Origin of the sequence: Streptomyces soli (assembly GCF_003999195.1) — a bacterium.
Lineage (GTDB): Bacteria > Actinomycetota > Actinomycetes > Streptomycetales > Streptomycetaceae > Actinacidiphila > Actinacidiphila soli.
Window position 1 is genome coordinate 36058 of sequence record NZ_RJVR01000346.1, and the last position, 17355, is coordinate 53412.

Sequence of the window (17355 nt, forward strand, 5' to 3'; positions counted from 1 at the left end):
ATGCCGGCTGGTCAACGACGCACCGGCGGACGAGCCTGCCTTGCCGAGCGGGCGGCGACCACCGCCTCGGCCACCCGCTCCGCCACGGCACCGGGTGCCTCGTGCTCCCAGAACCGCAGCACTGTCCAGCCTGTGGCGGTCATGTGCTCGGTTGTCTCGCGATCCCTTGCCACGTTCCGTTCCAGCTTCGTACGCCACCACTCTGCGTTGGCCTTCGGGTGCGTGGCGTGCTCGGGACAGCCGTGCCAGAAGCATCCGTCAAGGAACACCGCGACCTTCGGGCCGCCGAAGACGATGTCGACCGTACGACGCGGCAGCCCAGGGACGGGCACGTTGACGCGATAGCGCAGGCCACGGGCATGCAGGAGCTTGCGCACAGCCAATTCCTGGCCCGTGTCGCGGGATGTCTGGCGACTCATCCGCGCGGAGACCGCGGGCGAGGACGGTACAAGGGCCATAGCGCTCATTCTCCCCCCGCCGAAATCGTGCTGCTGTCTGAACAGAGAATGGGAGTTGAGAGCGGCAGCCGGCCCGCACGCAGGCGTCGAACGGGCCGCAACCTGGTGTCGGCTCGTAGCCAGTCATCCCGAGGTCTGTCGGCCCCACCCGGGGCCCGGGAAATTGGGGTGGGGTGCCCATCCGGAGGACGTCGTTTTTGAAGGATCTCGGGGCGCGACGCCGCAGTCGGTGCGGTGTGTGGCGGACCTGCCCCAGGCACCGTGGGCGACGGCCCTGTCGGCAGGCAGGCTGGCTGCGGCGCGAAGGGGGCACGATCCGGAGACCGTCGTCCGGGACGAAGGTGATCCGGCGCAGGCGTTGCTGTGACTGGATTCCCCGGGCGGCGGCCTGCCAGGCAGCGGTTGCGGATACGTCCGACAACGAGACTGTCAGTTACGGGGTCGCTTTGCTGGGGCCTTCCGGCCATACCGGGAGGTGGCGTCTCGCTGCGGGAGGATTCTGCCGCCGAGGGCGGGCCCATGCCACGCGCGGCCGTTCTGCATTCGCGAGCGCCACGACGGCACGCAGGTCAGCGACCGGAACCTCCCAGCAGCTGGGGCCGCGATGGTCGTGGTGCTGCCACGACGTGGCACACTGCACGCGTGACGCGCACACCAGCCGAACTGACCATCGACGCGGACGGGCGCATCGCCCTCCCGCTCGGGCTGCTCGCCGAGGCAGGCCTCGATCCCGGAAGCCGCGTCCTCGCCTACAGCAACGGGGACGGTCGACTGGTACTTCGCCGGGAAGAGGACGCCCTGCGCGACCTGCTCGAACGCGGAACCCTGTAGCGCAGCAGCCGCAGCCGGCTTGGCGGACATCCAGCGAGCCAAAGCGCGACGGGGATCGTCGAGCGGGTGGACGCTGTCTGCATCTCGGAGGAAGCCGGAGCACGCAAACCTGAACCGGCTCTGTTCCAGGAAGGGGCGGCTGGTGCATCGGTGTCTCGATGCACCAGCCGCCCCTTGTCGTATGCGGTCCGCCGACTCTGGCGGCGACGTTCTCATGGTCACTCTTCCGGTCCGACCAGGACGAAGTCGTCCTGGGTCAGCTCCGCTCGGAGCCTTCGTTCGGCGACGCCGGCATAGTGCGCGGACAGCTCGACTCCGACGAACTGCCGGCCCTCGCGCAGGGCGGCGACGCCCGTGGAGCCGCTGCCGGTGAAGGGGTCGAGGACGGTGCCGCCTTCGGGGCAGATCTGCACGAGCTGCTGCATGATCTCGACCGGCTTCTGGGTGATGTGGACGCGGTCCTTGCGTGGCTGGGAGGCGATGAAGTGGCCGGGCAGGTACAGGTCGCGGTCCTTTGCCAGGCTGCCCTTGACGCCCCAGGTGATGAACTCGGCCGACTGCTTGAAGCCGCCCTTGCGGGGCCGGCTGGCGGGTTTGATCCAGGGGATCGTGCCGCTCCAGGTCCATCCCGCCATCTGCAGGGCGTCAGAAGTGGTCGGCTCCTGTCGCCAGTCGGAGAAGACCATGGCGACGGAGTGCTCGGTGGAGGCCCGGTACGCCTCGGTGAGCAGGGCGGTCAGCCAGCTTCGGTAGCTTCGCTGGTCGCGGTTCTCGCCGGGGAAGTTCTGCAGGTCGTGCGCGGATCCACTGGTGACGTACTTGGCGCGGGCGGTGCGGCAGGTGCGGTCCGAGCTGGTGCGTCCGCCGGAGTTGTACGGGGGGTCGGTGATGACGGCGTTGACGCTTTCGTCGGGGAGGGTCTTCAGCACGGTGAGGGCGTCGCCTCGGTGCAGCGTGTAGCTCATGTTCGGGGCCTCTTTCAGGGCACGACGTGACTGGGCCCGCTCCGGACAGCGCCCAACAGCGTTCGTCCAGAGCGGGGCTGCGCCGGAGGTTAGCCGCGTTTTCCGGCCTCGCCTAACGAACCTGTGCCCTGCTCTGGGCCGGGGTCCGGCGGTCGTTTGGTGCGGCCGCAATCCCGGTCTACTGTCTCGCCATGTCACCGAGGCGGAGCGCGGATCCACCCCTGCTGACCTGTGCTGATCGGTGTTGCCGCGTCCAAAAACGTGGCCCGGAAGGCACGTTGACCGCCCATTCTCGAAGCCGTGAGGAGACCCGTGCACCGCCTGAGATTACGAACGCGGCCGGCTGCCGCGCACGACCTGAGACCGGCGTCCGGGAGCTACCAACTCCACTGACACGGGCCCGCCCTGAGAGGCGGATTCACATCGGCGCGGTGCCGACGGCTTTGCACGAGAAGTCGGCACCGCGCCCCCTACGAACCGCGAGGAGCCACTGCGATGCAGCACGCCCTGATACGCCCACGCCCTGACCCAACCCCGTTGCCCGGCCGGGCCGTCCGCCCCGGAGAACGGCGGCGGCGATGAAGAAGACCACCGGCGCCGTCGTCGTACTCTTCGCCACCGGGCCGCTGCTGCTGGCCGTTCCGATCCTCGGCATCGCGGCCGGCAGTGCCTCGGCCGCGTGCTCGACCGGCGGTACACAGGGTGTGGATTCCGCAGCCGTTGCCGCCCAGGTGAAGGCGATCCTGGACGGCGGCGGCAAGGAGACGGTCTCCATGCCGGGCCTGGACGACCCCGCCGAGCAGGTGCCCAACGCCAAGACCATCCAGGCCACCGGCATCGCGATGGACATCCCGGCCCGGGGCCAGATCGTGGCCCTGGCAACAGCCCTCCAGGAGAGCGGCCTGCGGAACCTGACCTACGGCGACCGCGACTCGCTGGGCCTGTTCCAACAGCGTCCGTCGCAGGGCTGGGGCACCGCGAACGAGATCCTCGACCCGGTCTACGCCTCGACGAAGTTCTACGAGGCGCTGGAGAAGGTCTCGGGCTGGCAGTCCCTGTCCGTCACCCAGGCCGCCCAGGCGGTGCAGAAATCCGGCTTCCCCGAGGCTTACGCGAAGTGGGAACCCCTGGCGACGGCCTTGCAGAAGGCCATCGAACCGCTCTTGACGAAGACCGGCGATCCGTCACCCAGCCCCTCCCCCTCCGGTTCCGGCGGCGGTAGTCCCACACCAGGTACTGCGGGCGGCTGCTCGACCGGCGGTGACGGGTCCGACTTCGGAACGATCCCGCCCGGTGCCGTTCCGGCCGGGTACACAATCCCGACCGACGCCCCACCGCAGGCGCAGACCGCGATCCGCTGGGCGATGGGCCAGCTCGACACCCCGTACCAGTGGGGTGGCAGCTGTACCTACTCCCACGGGGCGGACCCGATGGGCCGCTGCGACTGCTCCTCGCTGATGCAGCAGTCGTACAAGGCGGCCGGGGTCACCCTGACCCGGACGACCTACACGCAGGTCAAGGAGGGCCGGCCGGTCTCGGTTGACGCCCTCCAGCCCGGTGACCTGGTCTTCACCGCGGGGTCCGACGGCACCGCCACCGCACCCGGTCATGTCGGGATGTACATGGGCTCCGGACTGATCATCAACGCGCCGCACACCGGGGCCGTGGTCTCGATCGACACGCTCGCGTCCTGGAAATCGCAGATCGTCGCGGCCCGCCGCATCCTCTGACCGGCGCTTCTCCCTCCCCCCTTCCTTTGCACCGCCGCTTCGCCCCCTCGGGTTTCGGCATGCATTAAACCGAACTGGAGTTTGTTATGTTCGTCAAGGTCGTCCAACTCGCCTACGACCCCGGGATCCAGCCCAACGCAGGCGGCCTCCCCGGCCTGGCGGTCCTCAAGCAGGTGATCGGCTCCATCAACCTCTTCGGCATCATCGCCGTGGTCGGTTCCCTCGCCGTCAGCGCGGGCGTGTGGGCCTGGGGCCACCACTCCGGCGGTCACCAGGCCGAGGCCAACGGCAAGAAGGGCGTGCTGGTCAGCGCCGGCGCGGCCCTGCTGTTGGGTGCCGCGAACGGTGTGGTGGCCTTCTTCAGCACGCTCGGGACGCAGGTCCACTGATGTCTCCCCGCTCCACGAACCCCGGCGGCGCATCTCGCGTGCGCCGCCGGGCGCTGCTCGGCACCGCTGTTCTGGTGGTGCTCGTCGCCCTCGCCGGCTTGGCCGCCTACCTCACCCGAGACGGCAGGACCTCCTCCACGGCTCCCGCACCGCAGATGAGTTCGGCCTCCTCCTCCCCCACCGCCTCGCCACCACCGAGCGGGCACCACAGCGACCTTCCGGTCCCCCCGACAACGCACGACCCGATCGCCTTCGGGAAGGCGGCAGCCGCAGCGCTGTGGTCCTACGACACCCGGGCCTACTCCCAGCCTGAGCTGCTGGCCGCCCTGCACGGGTGGCTGACCAGCCAGACCAAGTACGCCGACGCCGCTTCGGTCGACGCGCTCGTCCCCTCGCCCGTGCTGTGGAAGGAGATGGCCGCCAACGGCCAGTTCGCCACCGCCACTGTGAACGAAGCCCACTTCCCCGACTCGTTCACCCAGGCCCTCCAGGCAGATCCCGGAGCGATCACCACCGCGTACGTCTACGCCGTGACGGTCTCCGGCAAGCAGTCGATCGGGTGGAGCGGCTCGCCCGCAGGAGGCGCCGAAAGCCGCATCACCACCCTCGCGGTGCAGTGCCGCCCCTCCCAGCCCTGCGCTCTGGCCGGTGTCCTGCCGGCCGTCGCGCCCTGACCCCCACCCCAGATAAGGAGGTACCGCCATGGGAGTCTGCGACCTGCCGCTGATGAGCACTGTCTGCGACGCCGTCGACTTCGCCACCAACCCCGCCGGGACCGTCACCGACGGCATCGGGGCCTGGATCGCGAAGTCAGCGGGTGAACTGGCCGCCAGCGCAGCCGATCTCGCCGCCAAGGCCGTCAACGAGACCACCGCCATCGATCTCAACGCCGGTTGGTTCCGGGACAACTACGAGCTGCTGCTACCCATCGGGCTCGCCCTGACCGTCGGTACGTTCTGCATCCAGTTGATGTTCGCGGCCTGGCGACGGGACGAACGCGACCTCGCTCAAGCCGCGATCGGCACCATGACCGGTGTCCTGTTCTCCTTCTGCGCCGTCGCCTTCACCTCTGTCGCCATCACGGTGGTCGACGCCCTGTCCGACGGCCTGTTCCAAGCAGCCGACAGCTCAGTGGACGACGCGATCCGCCACGTCATCGAGGTCGACGAACTGGGGGCGATGTACGGCCTCGGTTGGGGCGTCCCAGCCCTGGTCGCCCTCGGCTGCGCGATCGGCGCGTTCATGTACTGGGGAGTCATGGTCGCCCGCAAAGTCGGCGTCCTGATCATGGTCGCCCTCGCGGTCTTCGCCGGATCCGGCGGCGGCTGGGAAGTCGCCAAGCGCTGGCGGCGCGGCTGGATCGAGGCCACCGCCACCCTGGTCGTCAGCAAACTGCTGATGACCGTGGTCTTCCTGATCGGCGTCTCAGCCATGGGCAAGTCGGATGCCACCGACGGCATGGCCGCCCTGTCCGATGCCATGTCCGGCCTCGTCGTGATGGTCCTGGTCCTTCTGTGCCCCTACGCGACCTACAAGTTCGTCCACTGGGCGACCGACAGTGGCGGCCACGACGATCTGCACCGTACCGGCGTCGCCGGCGTGGCGGTCGCCGCAGGGGCCGCGAAGACCGCGGGCAGCCTCGCGATGCAGGTCGGCACCGGCACTCCCGCTCCGCAGGGGCCGAGCCAGGTCCCCGGCGCGGGCAGCGACGGCGTCGCCTCCGGTATCAACCCCTCCGGCGGGAACCTGAGCAAGGAGGGCATCGACGCTGGACCGCCGAAGCCCCAGACCAGCTTCCGGTACGGCGAGGACCCGACAGCCTCCGGCGACAAGGGCCGCGCCCTGATCCAGCGCCCTGGCATCCCCGCGCTGATCACACGGCCCGCCGACACCGAAGCAGGAGGCTCTGAGGGAGGCGCTCTCTCCGCCGCCCAGCCCGCTGGTGCGTCGGTTCCGGGCAGCAGCTTGACCCGCGTGGGTGCCGTGCCGCCCAGCGGTCCCTCCACACCGCCGCCGCCCTCCACCGGTCCGTCGGCGACCGGCACCCCGACTCCGACGAGCTGGGTCTACCCCAACCAGCCGCCGCCCGGGTCCTGATCCACCACCACCCAGGGGGCGGGCTACATCCCTCCAGCCCGCCCCCTTCCCCCGACCACCCGAAACGGAGTCATGCCATGACCTCCAGAAGAGCACCGCACCTTCCGCCCCTTCCCGCCCGCTCCCACTGTCTGGAACCGCCATGTCTGACAACCCCCAAACCGAAGCCACCACGGCCCCCGTGAAGTTCCCGCACCGCAGCAGGCGCGGCATCCTGCTCGGCCTCACAGCCCCGCAACTGATCGTCGTGGGCATCACCGGCCTGCTCCTGCTCGCCGTGATCCTCACCCGTGGCGTGGTCGGCGCTCTCGAACTCATCCCGCTGTGGGCCGCCATCGCCCTGCTCGTCTTCGTCCGCTACCGAGGCCGAGCCCTGGCCGACTGGGCTCCGATCGTTACCCGGTACGTGCTCCGCCGGATGCGGGGCCAGTTGATCTGGCTCGCCCAGCCCTCCCGCCGCCCGGTCCGCGAAGGACTCCTCCGCCTGCCCGGTACCGCCGCCAGCTTGCGCGTGGTCACCGCCCCCGACCGTCGGTACGGCGCGGTCCACAACCCCCACACCGGCACACTGACCGCCGTCGTCAAGGTGTCCTCCCGCGCCTACGCCCTGCTCGACCCCAGCACCCAGAACGCCAACGTCAACGGCTGGGGGCGTGCCCTCGCCGCACTGGCCCGCACCGGTCAGGTCGCCCGCATCCAGGTGATCGAGCGCACCGTGCCGGACTCCGGCGACGCCCTTCGCCGGTACTGGCAGGAGCACGGCCAGCCCGACGCCCCTGTGGCCGGCGCGATCTACAGCGAGCTGATCGAGAGCGCGGGCCCGGCTGCGGCTCCGCATGAGGCGTACGTCGCGGTGTCGCTGGACGCCAAGGCCGCACGACGGCTGATCAACCAAGCCGGCGGCGGCCTGACCGGTTCCTTCAGTGTCCTGGCGCAGTTGACCTCGACCTTCGACCAGGCCGCCCGCACCGCAGGGCTCAACCCCACCGGCTGGCTCACCGCCCACGAGATCGCGGCGGTCGTGCGAACGGCGTACGACCCCAAGGCCCTTTCCTCACTGGACCGCTGGTCCTCCTCCGGCCGCCCCGAGGCGGACCCCGCCGCTGCCGGTCCGGTCGTGGTCGTCGAGAAGGCGGACCACATCGCCACCGACTCCGCCGTCCACGCCACGTACTGGGTGGAGAACTGGCCCCGCACCGAGACCTCGGCGGGCTTCCTGCACCAACTTCTGTTCACCGCCGGGGTGCGGCGGACCCTGTCGCTGTCCTACGAGCCGAAGGGGCTGGACGCCGCACTGCGCGATGTCCAGCGCAAGAAGGCCAGCGTGATCGCCGACGCCGCAGAACGTGCCCGGCGAGGCCAGGTCGACTCCGAAGCGGACTCGATCGAGTACCAGGACATCAAATCCCGTGAACGCCAGCTCATCGCGGGCCACTCGGATGTCGCCCTGACCGGCCTGCTGACCGTCTCGGCCGACTCCGAAGAGGAGCTGCGCTCCGCGTGCGCGGTCGTGGAGACCGCCGCGGTCGGCGCCCAACTCGACCTCCGGCCGCTCACCTGGCAGCAGGCCGAAGCATTCACCGTCGCCGCCATGCCGCTCGCCCTCGCCGCCTGATGCCGGCCCTCCTCCCTTCCGAAAGAGCACCCCCATGTCCCGCACCGCCACCCCGACCATGCAGGACTTCGTGCCCTTCGCCACCGCCGCGCTCGACTTCCACCGCGCGCTCAACATTCCAGGCGGTCCGCTGATCACCACCCGCGCCGAACTGGACGCCCTGCACGCCCACCTCGTCTCGCTGCACAGCCTGCTCGACGCCCACGCCGCCCGCACCGGCTCGCTTGTGCCCATCGAGGGCGACCAGCTCCGCGCCGCCCGCACCCGGATATGGCAGGCCGCCGACCACGTCCACGCTGCCTACCACGCGGCCCCCCGGCCCGACTCCGGCGAGATCCCCGACCACGAAGCGTTCCAGGCCGGCCTGCCCGAAGGCGCTCCGGAGCTGGCCATCTGCCAGCGCCACCAGCGCACCGCGCACCTGGTCCGGCGCCGCACCACCCCGGCGGACCTGCACACGCCGTTCACCGGCCTCGTCCGCCACTGACCCCACCACCGCCGACTGGAGATTCCGCCATGCCCAGGACCCGCGCCAGCGCCTCCCACCTGTTCGTCCCCCGGAAAGCATCGCGTGCCGAACAGCGTGCCGCCCGCGCCGGTTTCGCTGAGGCCCGCCGTCAGGCCCGCCTCGCCGGAGCCCCGCCCAAACGCAGCGGCAAGGAGGCACTCGACCCGGAGCTGCGGCCGACCTACCCGCCCTCCGGACGCCCCGGCCCCTCCTCGGCGCGCGGCGGCAAGCTCAGCCTGCCCGCACACCGGATGACCACCGCGACGGTGTCCGGGGCCTATCCGTTCCTCGCCGAGGGCGGCCTGGGCGCGGAGGGAATCTTCATCGGCCGCGATGTCCACGCGGAGGCCGCTTTCTGCTACGACCCGTTCTCGCTGTACAGCAGCGGACGTATCGAAGGCTTCACCAACCCCAACGCCGTCCTGGCCGGAATCATCGGCATGGGCAAGTCCGCACTGGCCAAGTCCATCGCCACCAGGGCGATTGCCCACGGCTACCGGGTCTACGTGCCCTGCGACCCCAAGGGAGAATGGACGGCCGTCGCGCAGGCACTCGGCGGCTACAGCATCGCCCTGGGACCAGGGCTCCCGGGCAGGCTGAACCCCCTGGATGCTCCGGCCCGGCCCGCCTCGGTGAGCGAGGACGACTGGTCGACCGAGATCCGCAAGCGCCGTCTCCTGCTCCTGGCCGGCCTCGCTCGCACCGTGCTGAAGCGCGATCTCCTGCCGATGGAGCACACAGCCCTGGACCTCGCACTGGACCTGGTCGTCGCCGAAGCCGAGGCCGAGGGCACAGTGCCGCTGCTCGGCGAGATCGCGCACACCCTGGGCTCGCCCGAACGCCTCGACCGGGCCCTCGACGACCAGGCCGGGCACATGGGGCCCGCCGCACAAGACCTCGCGCACGCCCTGCGCCGTCTGGTGCACGGCGACTTGAGCGGCATGTTCGACGCGCCCTCGACCGTAGCCTTCGACCCGACCACCCCGATGCTGTCCATCGACCTCTCCCGCCTCGGCGGCTCCGGCGACGACACCGCCCTGGTTCTCGCGATGACCTGCGCGAGCGCCTGGATGGAATCGGCGCTCGCCGACCCAGACAGCGGCCGACGCTGGGTGATCTACGACGAGGCATGGCGCGTGATGAGGCACGTCGGCCTCCTGGAGCGCATGCAGAGCCAGTGGAAGCTCAGCCGAGGTCTCGGCATCGCCAACCTGATGGTCATCCACCGCCTCAGCGACCTGCTCAGCGCTGGCGACGCCGGCTCGCGCGGCCGGGTGCTGGCCGAGGGTCTCCTCGCCGACTGCTCCACCCGCATCATCTACCGCCAGGAGCCCGACCAGCTCGCCGCCGCCGCATCATTGCTCGGCCTGACCGGCGTCGAGACCCAGGCCCTGTCCGCCCTCACCAAGGGCAGGGGCCTGTGGAAAGTCGCAGGCCGGAGCTTCATCACCCAGCACATCCTCCACCCGGCCGAGCGGCAGTTGTTCGACACCGACGACCGCATGTCCGCCATGACCCAACCAGCCAGCAAAACATAGGAGTTGATCCGTGTTCTTGCCCGTACTGGAACCAACTACTGGGTGTACGAGGGAAGCCGCCGATTTCCCGCAAGCCTCGCGACGAACCCTGCCCTGCTGCCCGAGAACGTCGCCCCACCCCAGCGCCACCCGACGACCGGCCCGCCCGCACGTCCGGACAACAGCGCACCGGCCACTGGCTGGAACGACCGCCTCGCCGCAGCCCGGACGGAGGAGTTCACCGGCCGGTTCCACGAGGCCGTTACGGAGGATTTCGGCGCGGTGGCCCGCCTGCACCAGATGCTCGAAACCGTCTCCGAGTGGTGCCGCACCCACGGTGCCCAAAGCAGCGCATCCGAACTGGACGCCATCGCCACTCGGCTGACCGACCTCGGCGAGGAGCTGCATCTCGTCGGGGAGAACGTCGACCACGAGATCCGCTCCCGGTCGCACCAAGCGGCAGCAGCGGCCCGCCCCTCCGCAGCAGCGTCCACCCGGGGACCTTCCCCGGGCGAGCAGAACGGCGCTCCTACTCCCCCCTTGCCATCCACCGCGCGCTCGCTGCCGCGCTCGCGGTGAGGCACCGTACAGAAACGAGGAACGACCATGCCCACATCCCCCGACTCCCCCGCCACCCCTGACGGCCAGCCACAAGATGCCGGCGAGCGGGCGGCATGGCGGGTGCGCGTCCAGGCCCTGGCCTCCGCCGCCGACGGCATCAGGCAGGCTTCGGACCAGTGGGACGCGGTCTCGGACTCATACTGCGACGAGGACGGCTGGCCCGTCGATGAAACCGGGTACGCCGACGGCAAGGTGGCCCGGGACGCCGCCGCTTGGGAGCACGTCGAGACCTTCCTGGCCCACGGCCCCGAGGTCCTCGCGGGTGTCCGGGCTCCGGCGCAACCGGCCGACTACCTTGACGGCCCGATCAGCGCCGACCTGCTGCGCCTGCGAGGGATCGACTCCGTACTGGCGCGGGCAGGCGAGATCCGCCGCGAGTGGGTGCCCGCTTCACCGCCCGCCTCGGCAGCGTCGGATTCCCCTGCCGCGCGCCACTCGCGCTGACGCCTCCAGCACCGATCTCCGGCTAGGCCAAACCGCCCGATCGGCGCATCCTCGACGAACGCCACCACCCCTACCAGCCCCTGCCCGGCCGCGGCTTGCCGCCGTCGACTAACCGGAGCAACCGGCCACGGAGAAGCCCACATGCGCCCCATTCAGACCCTGGTCACGTTCCAACGCGAGGGCACACGCATCACTGCTCGCACCAGCGGACCTTTCATCCAGGCCGCTGGCACCTCGGAGCCTGAGCATCGGTACAGCCACCTCACCGCGCCACTACGGCAGCGCGGCCTGGCCTGCACCGTCGAGTACGGCCTCAGCGACTACATCGTCCACGCCGAACTTCCCGACGGCAGCGCCCTGATCATCTCTCCGCCCCAGGAACCGGCCACCGACCACCCGCCCGGGTATCCGGAGAGCTGGTTGGTGACCCGCGGGCATCCCAATGACTCCACGCTCCACGAAGTGATCTACGACTCGGAGCCCGACGGCCCTCACGCCCGGCACGGTGGCAGCGTCCCACGCCTGCTCGCCGCCATCGACGCGCGCCTGGATCAGCTCGGTCTGCCGCCCCGACCGGAATCCCGGCGCCTCGCTCAGGAGAGCGCTGCCGACGCGGTGCTCCACCGTGCGGGCTTCGTCCCCGTCGTGCTGTTCCGCGAGCGCTTCCACCGACTGCCCTCGGCCATGACCGACCTGGTCGAGCAGCGCCAGATGGTGACCCGGGCCTTCGACATTCTGCAGGCCGAGGGCTTCGACGTCTCGTGCGATCCCGACCTGCTCGACCCCAGCCTGCCGTACCCCGGCGACCACGGGCTCAGCCTTGGCGACCAGCTCGGCCACCTGACCCAATCCATCCAGGCGGCAGCCCACACGAGCGAGGCCGTCGCCGCGCTGAGCGAGCTGACCGCTCCCGGTGACGGCGTTCTCCAGCGCGTCGTCGAGTCCCTCAACACGACGGCCGACTGGTGGGAGGGCCTGGGCGAACCCGCCGATCCCCACTACGCGAACCGCCTGCGCTACATCACCAAGAAGCTCGACTCCTACACGCTCGAGATCCGGTCCATGCGCGGCGAGCTGGCCGACCGGCACACCCTCCACCCCGCCAAGGTCCAGGTCCCGGTGGACCGAGTCGCCCTGGAGGAACCTGCCGCGCCCCGAGTCGCCGCCGCTCTCGCGGTCTCCCCGACCGCACGGCGCACGGCCCCAGCCGCACTGCCGGCAGCTTCAGCCGTACGCCCCGCCCTTCCTCCCGCCCGACCCTCGTCCGCACCCGGTCACTGACCGCTGCCCACCTCGGAGACCGCCATTACCCGCACCAGCAGAACAATCCCACCATCGACCGCCCCTCTCCCCATGTCCGCACCGGATGGATCCGCCATGCCCACCCCAGAGCACGACCCGCTTCCCGACGTCGCAGTCGGCCGCCACCCCGACTTCGGCATCGTCGCCGCCAACCCCAAACAACTGGCCGCAAACACATGGATGTTGAAGGGATTCGGCTTTCACGCCGTCCCCGGCCACCCCGCCCTGTACACGCTGGCCGACCAGCAGCGTGACGGGCAGGACCGCGCCACACGGGCCGTCGCGCTGCTGCGCAAGGCCGGCTACCGGGTGGATGTGGACGCCGCGTTCGACCCCTCTCCGGCCTCCGGACCAGCGCCCGCTCGCGACCGGCCCCCGCGCGTTGAGCCGGACGTCGCGTTCGCCGAGCATCCGCAGCTCGGCGTTGTCGCCGCCACCGCCGACGGTTCCTCTCTCGGCGGCCGACTCATCCTGGAAGAGCACGGCTGGCGGCATAACCCGAGCCTGGACATCTACACGCTGCCCATCACCACCGACCGCGGCAAAGCGCTCGGGAAAGTCGCCAACGCCACGCTGGCGATGCACCGGGCCGACCTCCAGGTGGCCCTGCAGCCCCTCCTCGCCCAGGAGGTAGCCGCGCGCCGCCCACCCGCACCCACCACGGCAGCGCGCCCCGAGCACAGCCAGGGCTTCACCACCCACAAGTTCCCCATCAGCGCCGCCGCGCTCGCCGCCAGCCCCGCCCGCGCCGGCCTGCCCGGTAAGGCGCCGGTTCCCGCGCCCGCCGCCTCCACCTCCGCGGCCCGCCCGGTGGACCCGCGCATCGCGTTCTCCCGCAACCGCTGACCCAACTCCGGTAAGGAGCAGTTCCCATGGCCGTCAAGACCATTTGGCAGATCACCCATTCCTGTAGGCACGAGTCCGAGCGCGACCTGTCCGACCGGGCGGCCGACCGTCGCGCGGGCTTCGCCGAGTGGCTCGCCAAGCAGGAGTGCACCGACTGCTGGCGGGCCGCCAAGGAGGACGACGAACAGGACAAGGCCGCCTGGCTGGAGGCCAAGCGCGCCGAAGAGCAGGCCGAGTCCAAAGCCTGGTCGGAGCAGTATCGGATGCCGCCCCTGGAAGTGACCGAGCGCGCCGTCGCCTGGGGTGTGCGCTGCCGCCACCAGGTCCTGGCCGCCGCCCACACCGCCCTGGTCCTCGAAGGCGAGACCAGCGAGGCGGAGTGGGAGGAGATCGAGGAGTCGGCTCGCGCGATCACTCGCGCCGGATGGTGGATCGACCAGCGCTCCTCCGAGCCCGGCGACCTGACCGAACTGCTCCAGGCGGCCACCGAAGCCGACCGGCCCACCGAGAACCCCCACTTCTGACCGCCCGGTGCCCCGCCCCGGCGGGGCACCTGCTCCCCCTTGCTCGCCGGGCAGCGCCCCGCCGCCCCGGTCGCCGCGCACCCGATGACCTCGACCACCGAGTTCCTTCCAGGACAGGAGCTGCCCCGATGACCAGCAGAAGAGCGCCCCGCGCCCCGCCCCCACCACTCGCCTGCGCTCACCACCTGGACCAGACATGCCCGCACCGCGTACCAGCGCGCCCTCGACCACCACCGGGTCGGACGCGCTCCTCTACCTCCTCTTCGGCGTCCTTGGCGCCGCCCTCGGCTTCGGCTCCCTCGCCTGGGTGACCGGCAATCTCACCAACGCCCTCGTCGGTGCCGGTCCTTGGGTTCCATTCAAGGCCACCGACGCGCTGCTTCACCCCGACGTGCTGTGGCCGCACCTGAGCCACACCGCACTACTGGTCGGCGCGCGGATCGTCCCCGGCCTGATCTCCGTCTGCCTCACCATCGCCGGCCTGGTCCTGTGGCTGCGGCTGCGCGGCGGCGCGAAGAACGGCCTCGGCCGCAAGGCGGATCTCGCCCCGCTGCTGGACAAGGAGATCACTGCCAAGGCCAGGAGCCTGCGGCCGAGCCTGTCCGATCTCAAGCCGCGCCAGGTCGCCCCGGCCGACCGCGGGATCCTCGTCGGCACACTCTCCCCCGGCCGGGCCGAGGTCCGCGCCTCCTGGGAGGACGTGATCGTCGCGATCATGGCCCCGCGCTCCGGCAAGACCTCCGGACTGGCCATCCCCGCGATCCTCGCCGCCCCTGGCCCCGTTCTGCTCACCAGCAACAAGGCGGCGAACGACGCCTTCACCGCGACGGTGGACGCCCGCGCGGAGGTCGGCACGATCTGGACCCTCGACCCACAGCAGATCGCCCACCACCCGCGCGAGATGTGGTGGGACATCCTGGCCGACGCCCGCGACCTTGCCGGGGCGAAACGCCTTGCCGGGCACTTCGTCGCCGCCTCGGTGGACGACTCGAACGGCTCCGACTTCTGGTCCACCGCGGCCTCCAACACCCTGGCGGCGCTGTTCCTGGCTGCCGCCAGCCACCGACGCCCGATCACCGACGTCCTGGCCTGGCTCGCCTCCCCGGCGGGCCGCACTCCCGTAGACCTGCTCACCGACGCCAGCCACGAAGCGGTCGCCGCCCAGCTCCAGGGCACCGTCAGCGGGGCCACGGAAACGCGGGACGGCATCTATGAGACCGCGCGGCAGTACGCAAGCTGCCTGCTCGACCCGGACGTCGCCGCCTGGGTCACCCCCAGCAAGGACCTCCCCGAGTTCAAGCCGTCCGCGTTCGCCACCTCCCGCGACACGTTGTACCTGCTCAGCAAGGACGGCGGTGGCTCAGCGTCGGCGATCATTGCGGCAGCGGCCGATGCGGTGATGCGCGCGGCCGTGGTCGTCGCTGAACGCTCCGGCGGGCGGCTCGACCCGCCCGCCCTGTGCGTCCTCGACGAGGCCGCCAACGTCTGCAAAATCTCGGATCTCCCCGACCTGTACAGCCACCTGGGCTCGCGAGGCGTCATCCCGATGACGATCCTGCAGTCCTACCGGCAGGGCCAGCGGTGCTGGGGCGAGGCAGGCATGGACGCCCTCTGGTCCGCCGCCACCATCAAGATCATCGGAAGCGGCATCGACGACGCCGACTTCGCCGACCGCCTGAGCAGGCAGGTCGGCGACCACGACGTGCAGACCACGTCCGTGTCGACCAGCGATGGCGGCAAGTCCACCTCGGTGAGCATGCGCACCGAACGGATCCTGCCCCCGGACGCGATCCGCGCGCTCCCCAAGGGCAAGGCCCTGCTTCTCGCCACCGGCATCCGGGTGGCCATGCTCGACCTCCGGCCCTGGTACAAGGAGCCCTCCGCCAAGGTGGTCGGCCCGGCCTCGGCCCGCGCGACGAAGGCCATCACCGAGCGGGCCATCGCCAAGTCCCTTGGCCGCGACGACTTCGGGCCGTCGGCATGAGCGCGCCCACGCCGCGATCCGGGCGTCTCCTCCGCTCACCAGTCGTTCGGCACGACGGGCAGTGGTGGCTGGTCAGCGGTGCCGGCTCGATTCTCGCCACCGACCCCACGTTCACCGGCGAAATGGACGGCTTCGCGGCAGCGGTGGCCGCCGCCGACCAGGCCGTCGCCGACCTCCGTGTCCGGCAGGACGAGCCCCCGGCTCCCGGCTGCGGAGGGCAGCGATGAACCCGCTTCTGGGCGCCGAGCAGGCGGTGCTCGGCTCGGTGCTGCTCGACCCCGGCCAGCTCGCGCACCTCGACTGGCTCGCGCCGGATCACTTCTACCGCCCGGTCCACCAAGCGCTGTTCGCCGCGCTGCGCAAGCTCCGGACCGATGGCCATCCCGCGTTGACAGCCGAAAATTCCGTGCCACTGTCGTGGGTGACCGACGCGGTCGGCGAGGCCAGCCTCCACGTCCGGGGGCTGACCGCGGTCTACGCGCACACCCTGATCTCGGCCTGCCCGCGCCCCGGGCATGCTCCGGTCTACGGGCGCATGGTGTTGGAAGGCGCGATCCATCGCAGCGTGACCGAGCACGCGATCCGCCTTCATCAGGCCGCCCGTGCCCACGCCCTGCAGGGCGAGGTCGAAGGAGCGCTGCACTACGCGGACGTCCTGACGGGTGTGCTCGCCGATCTCGCACGGCGGTGGGGGTCCGAACCGCGTCCGCTCGCGCCTGCCTCGCCACCGGCTACCGCCCCGGTCGCGCCGCCGCCGGTCCGGGCAGACCAGGTCGCCGAGGACGAGCGGTTCCTGCTGGCTGTTCTGGTCGAGCGGCCGAAGGCAATGGACGAGGTGGTCGGCTGGCTGCGGCCGGGCGACTTCGCCGACCCGGCCCACGGCCAGCTCTACCGCTGCCTCGGCGCGCTGCATCACCGGAGCGAGCCCATCGACCGGATCACCGTGCTGTGGGAGGCCCAGCGGCGCGGTCTGCTGGCCGAAGGCACGCTGTCCACCGAACAGCTCACCGCGATCTGCGACGGCGTCGGCCCCGGAAGCGCCGAGTGGCTCGGCGAACAGGTCATGCGTTCCTCCGTCACCCGCACGGCCGCTGTCTCCGCCCGCGCCATCCGCGCGCTCGCCGAGAACGAGACCTTGGCCCCCGGGCGGCTCATCAGCCACGCGCTGCACGCGCTCGGCCCGGTCGACGACGTGCGTACGCGCTGGCAAGCCGCCAACGGCCGCCCCGCTCCGACGCCGCCGACCACCGCGCCGCCGACCGAGGAGCCCCCGACGGCGCGGGTCCATGCCGCCCTCGCCCGCAGCACCGCGCGACCGGCCGCACGGCCACCGGAACGCCCAGCCCCCGCCACCAAGTCGTCAGCCGCACGACCGCCCTCGCACACCCACGGCTGACTCGCCCTCCTCCAACCCATGCCATCCGACCGACCTCACCTCTGGAGCGCACCGTGGACAAAACTCCTCTCTCCGGTGCCTTGGCCCTGCGCGCTACGGCCTCCGCCTTCGACGCCCAGCGCGGCAAA

18 protein-coding genes are annotated in these 17355 nt (G+C 71.0%); 16 read left to right on the top strand and 2 right to left on the bottom strand.

Annotation, left to right across the window (positions count from 1 at the left end; genetic code table 11):
* Positions 1–11 precede the first annotated feature (11 nt).
* Positions 12–467 carry a very short patch repair endonuclease gene (locus EFK10_RS41965; RefSeq protein WP_127360896.1) on the bottom strand — a complete coding sequence of 152 codons (456 nt, stop codon included), beginning with the start codon at positions 465–467 and terminating at the stop codon, positions 12–14.
* 633 nt (positions 468–1100) lie between these two features.
* Between EFK10_RS41965 and EFK10_RS41970 the strand changes: the two genes are divergently transcribed.
* Positions 1101–1289: a division/cell wall cluster transcriptional repressor MraZ gene (locus tag EFK10_RS41970; protein ID WP_127360897.1), complete on the top strand. Its 189-nt coding sequence runs from the start codon at positions 1101–1103 to the stop codon at positions 1287–1289.
* Between the two features lie 218 nt (positions 1290–1507).
* Here EFK10_RS41970 and EFK10_RS41975 read toward each other — a convergent pair whose 3' ends face one another.
* Positions 1508–2254: a DNA-methyltransferase gene (locus EFK10_RS41975; RefSeq protein WP_127360898.1), complete on the bottom strand. Its 747-nt coding sequence runs from the start codon at positions 2252–2254 to the stop codon at positions 1508–1510.
* 578 nt (positions 2255–2832) lie between these two features.
* Here EFK10_RS41975 and EFK10_RS41980 point away from each other — a divergent pair.
* The 15 genes from EFK10_RS41980 to EFK10_RS42050 all read left to right on the top strand — a co-directional run bounded on the left by EFK10_RS41980 (position 2833) and on the right by EFK10_RS42050 (position 17227).
* Entirely contained in the window at positions 2833–3984 is a 1152-nt protein-coding gene (locus tag EFK10_RS41980) for a C40 family peptidase (protein ID WP_127360899.1), read from the top strand.
* Between the two features lie 86 nt (positions 3985–4070).
* Positions 4071–4373 (top strand): DUF6112 family protein, encoded by a 303-nt coding sequence (locus tag EFK10_RS41985; protein WP_127360900.1) that lies wholly within the window; start codon positions 4071–4073, stop codon positions 4371–4373.
* The gene (locus tag EFK10_RS41990) at positions 4373–5047 is read left to right on the top strand and encodes a hypothetical protein (protein ID WP_127360901.1); all 675 of its coding nucleotides are present in this window, start codon (positions 4373–4375) and stop codon (positions 5045–5047) included. Before EFK10_RS41985 ends, EFK10_RS41990 begins: the two co-directional genes overlap by 1 nt.
* A 28-nt stretch (positions 5048–5075) precedes the next feature.
* Positions 5076–6470 (top strand): SCO6881 family protein, encoded by a 1395-nt coding sequence (locus tag EFK10_RS41995; protein WP_127360902.1) that lies wholly within the window; start codon positions 5076–5078, stop codon positions 6468–6470.
* Between the two features lie 142 nt (positions 6471–6612).
* Complete coding sequence (locus tag EFK10_RS42000; RefSeq protein ID WP_127360903.1) at positions 6613–8085, top strand: SCO6880 family protein; 1473 nt, start codon at positions 6613–6615, stop codon at positions 8083–8085.
* 34 nt (positions 8086–8119) lie between these two features.
* Positions 8120–8572 (top strand): DUF6238 family protein, encoded by a 453-nt coding sequence (locus EFK10_RS42005; RefSeq protein WP_127360904.1) that lies wholly within the window; start codon positions 8120–8122, stop codon positions 8570–8572.
* 29 nt (positions 8573–8601) lie between these two features.
* On the top strand, positions 8602–10131 hold the full coding sequence (locus tag EFK10_RS42010) for a P-loop NTPase family protein (protein WP_127360905.1): 1530 nt from the start codon (positions 8602–8604) through the stop codon (positions 10129–10131).
* A gap of 3 nt (positions 10132–10134) precedes the next feature.
* Positions 10135–10689 (top strand): hypothetical protein, encoded by a 555-nt coding sequence (locus EFK10_RS42015; protein WP_206305807.1) that lies wholly within the window; start codon positions 10135–10137, stop codon positions 10687–10689.
* 27 nt (positions 10690–10716) lie between these two features.
* Positions 10717–11175: a hypothetical protein gene (locus tag EFK10_RS42020; RefSeq protein ID WP_407647249.1), complete on the top strand. Its 459-nt coding sequence runs from the start codon at positions 10717–10719 to the stop codon at positions 11173–11175.
* Positions 11176–11316: 141 nt separating this feature from the next.
* On the top strand, positions 11317–12456 hold the full coding sequence (locus EFK10_RS51515; RefSeq protein WP_240677803.1) for a hypothetical protein: 1140 nt from the start codon (positions 11317–11319) through the stop codon (positions 12454–12456).
* A gap of 96 nt (positions 12457–12552) precedes the next feature.
* A complete protein-coding gene (locus EFK10_RS42030) occupies positions 12553–13323 on the top strand; it encodes a hypothetical protein (protein ID WP_127360906.1) in 771 nt (256 codons plus the stop codon).
* A gap of 26 nt (positions 13324–13349) precedes the next feature.
* The gene (locus EFK10_RS42035) at positions 13350–13847 is read left to right on the top strand and encodes a hypothetical protein (protein ID WP_127360907.1); all 498 of its coding nucleotides are present in this window, start codon (positions 13350–13352) and stop codon (positions 13845–13847) included.
* A gap of 196 nt (positions 13848–14043) precedes the next feature.
* Positions 14044–15831 carry a type IV secretory system conjugative DNA transfer family protein gene (locus tag EFK10_RS42040; protein ID WP_164836377.1) on the top strand — a complete coding sequence of 596 codons (1788 nt, stop codon included), beginning with the start codon at positions 14044–14046 and terminating at the stop codon, positions 15829–15831.
* Entirely contained in the window at positions 15828–16058 is a 231-nt protein-coding gene (locus EFK10_RS42045) for a hypothetical protein (RefSeq protein WP_127360908.1), read from the top strand. The genes EFK10_RS42040 and EFK10_RS42045 overlap by 4 nt, the downstream gene beginning before the upstream one ends.
* A complete protein-coding gene (locus EFK10_RS42050) occupies positions 16055–17227 on the top strand; it encodes a DnaB-like helicase N-terminal domain-containing protein (RefSeq protein ID WP_127360909.1) in 1173 nt (390 codons plus the stop codon). The genes EFK10_RS42045 and EFK10_RS42050 overlap by 4 nt, the downstream gene beginning before the upstream one ends.
* Positions 17228–17355: the final 128 nt, after the last annotated feature.

What these genes read in the sequence shown, in the direction of transcription:
- EFK10_RS42035 (WP_127360907.1), top strand. Translation starts at nt 13,350, where the DNA reads ATGGCCGTCAAGACCATTTGGCAGATCACCCATTCCTGTAGGCACGAG.
- EFK10_RS42030 (WP_127360906.1), top strand. Translation starts at nt 12,553, where the DNA reads ATGCCCACCCCAGAGCACGACCCGCTTCCCGACGTCGCAGTCGGCCGC.
- EFK10_RS41980 (WP_127360899.1), top strand. Translation starts at nt 2,833, where the DNA reads ATGAAGAAGACCACCGGCGCCGTCGTCGTACTCTTCGCCACCGGGCCG.
- EFK10_RS42020 (WP_407647249.1), top strand. Translation starts at nt 10,717, where the DNA reads ATGCCCACATCCCCCGACTCCCCCGCCACCCCTGACGGCCAGCCACAA.
- EFK10_RS42000 (WP_127360903.1), top strand. Translation starts at nt 6,613, where the DNA reads ATGTCTGACAACCCCCAAACCGAAGCCACCACGGCCCCCGTGAAGTTC.
- EFK10_RS41965 (WP_127360896.1), bottom strand. Translation starts at nt 467, where the DNA reads ATGAGCGCTATGGCCCTTGTACCGTCCTCGCCCGCGGTCTCCGCGCGG.
- EFK10_RS42005 (WP_127360904.1), top strand. Translation starts at nt 8,120, where the DNA reads ATGTCCCGCACCGCCACCCCGACCATGCAGGACTTCGTGCCCTTCGCC.
- EFK10_RS41990 (WP_127360901.1), top strand. Translation starts at nt 4,373, where the DNA reads ATGTCTCCCCGCTCCACGAACCCCGGCGGCGCATCTCGCGTGCGCCGC.
- EFK10_RS42050 (WP_127360909.1), top strand. Translation starts at nt 16,055, where the DNA reads ATGAACCCGCTTCTGGGCGCCGAGCAGGCGGTGCTCGGCTCGGTGCTG.
- EFK10_RS42010 (WP_127360905.1), top strand. Translation starts at nt 8,602, where the DNA reads ATGCCCAGGACCCGCGCCAGCGCCTCCCACCTGTTCGTCCCCCGGAAA.
- EFK10_RS42040 (WP_164836377.1), top strand. Translation starts at nt 14,044, where the DNA reads ATGCCCGCACCGCGTACCAGCGCGCCCTCGACCACCACCGGGTCGGAC.
- EFK10_RS41985 (WP_127360900.1), top strand. Translation starts at nt 4,071, where the DNA reads ATGTTCGTCAAGGTCGTCCAACTCGCCTACGACCCCGGGATCCAGCCC.
- EFK10_RS41975 (WP_127360898.1), bottom strand. Translation starts at nt 2,254, where the DNA reads ATGAGCTACACGCTGCACCGAGGCGACGCCCTCACCGTGCTGAAGACC.
- EFK10_RS51515 (WP_240677803.1), top strand. Translation starts at nt 11,317, where the DNA reads ATGCGCCCCATTCAGACCCTGGTCACGTTCCAACGCGAGGGCACACGC.
- EFK10_RS42045 (WP_127360908.1), top strand. Translation starts at nt 15,828, where the DNA reads ATGAGCGCGCCCACGCCGCGATCCGGGCGTCTCCTCCGCTCACCAGTC.
- EFK10_RS41995 (WP_127360902.1), top strand. Translation starts at nt 5,076, where the DNA reads ATGGGAGTCTGCGACCTGCCGCTGATGAGCACTGTCTGCGACGCCGTC.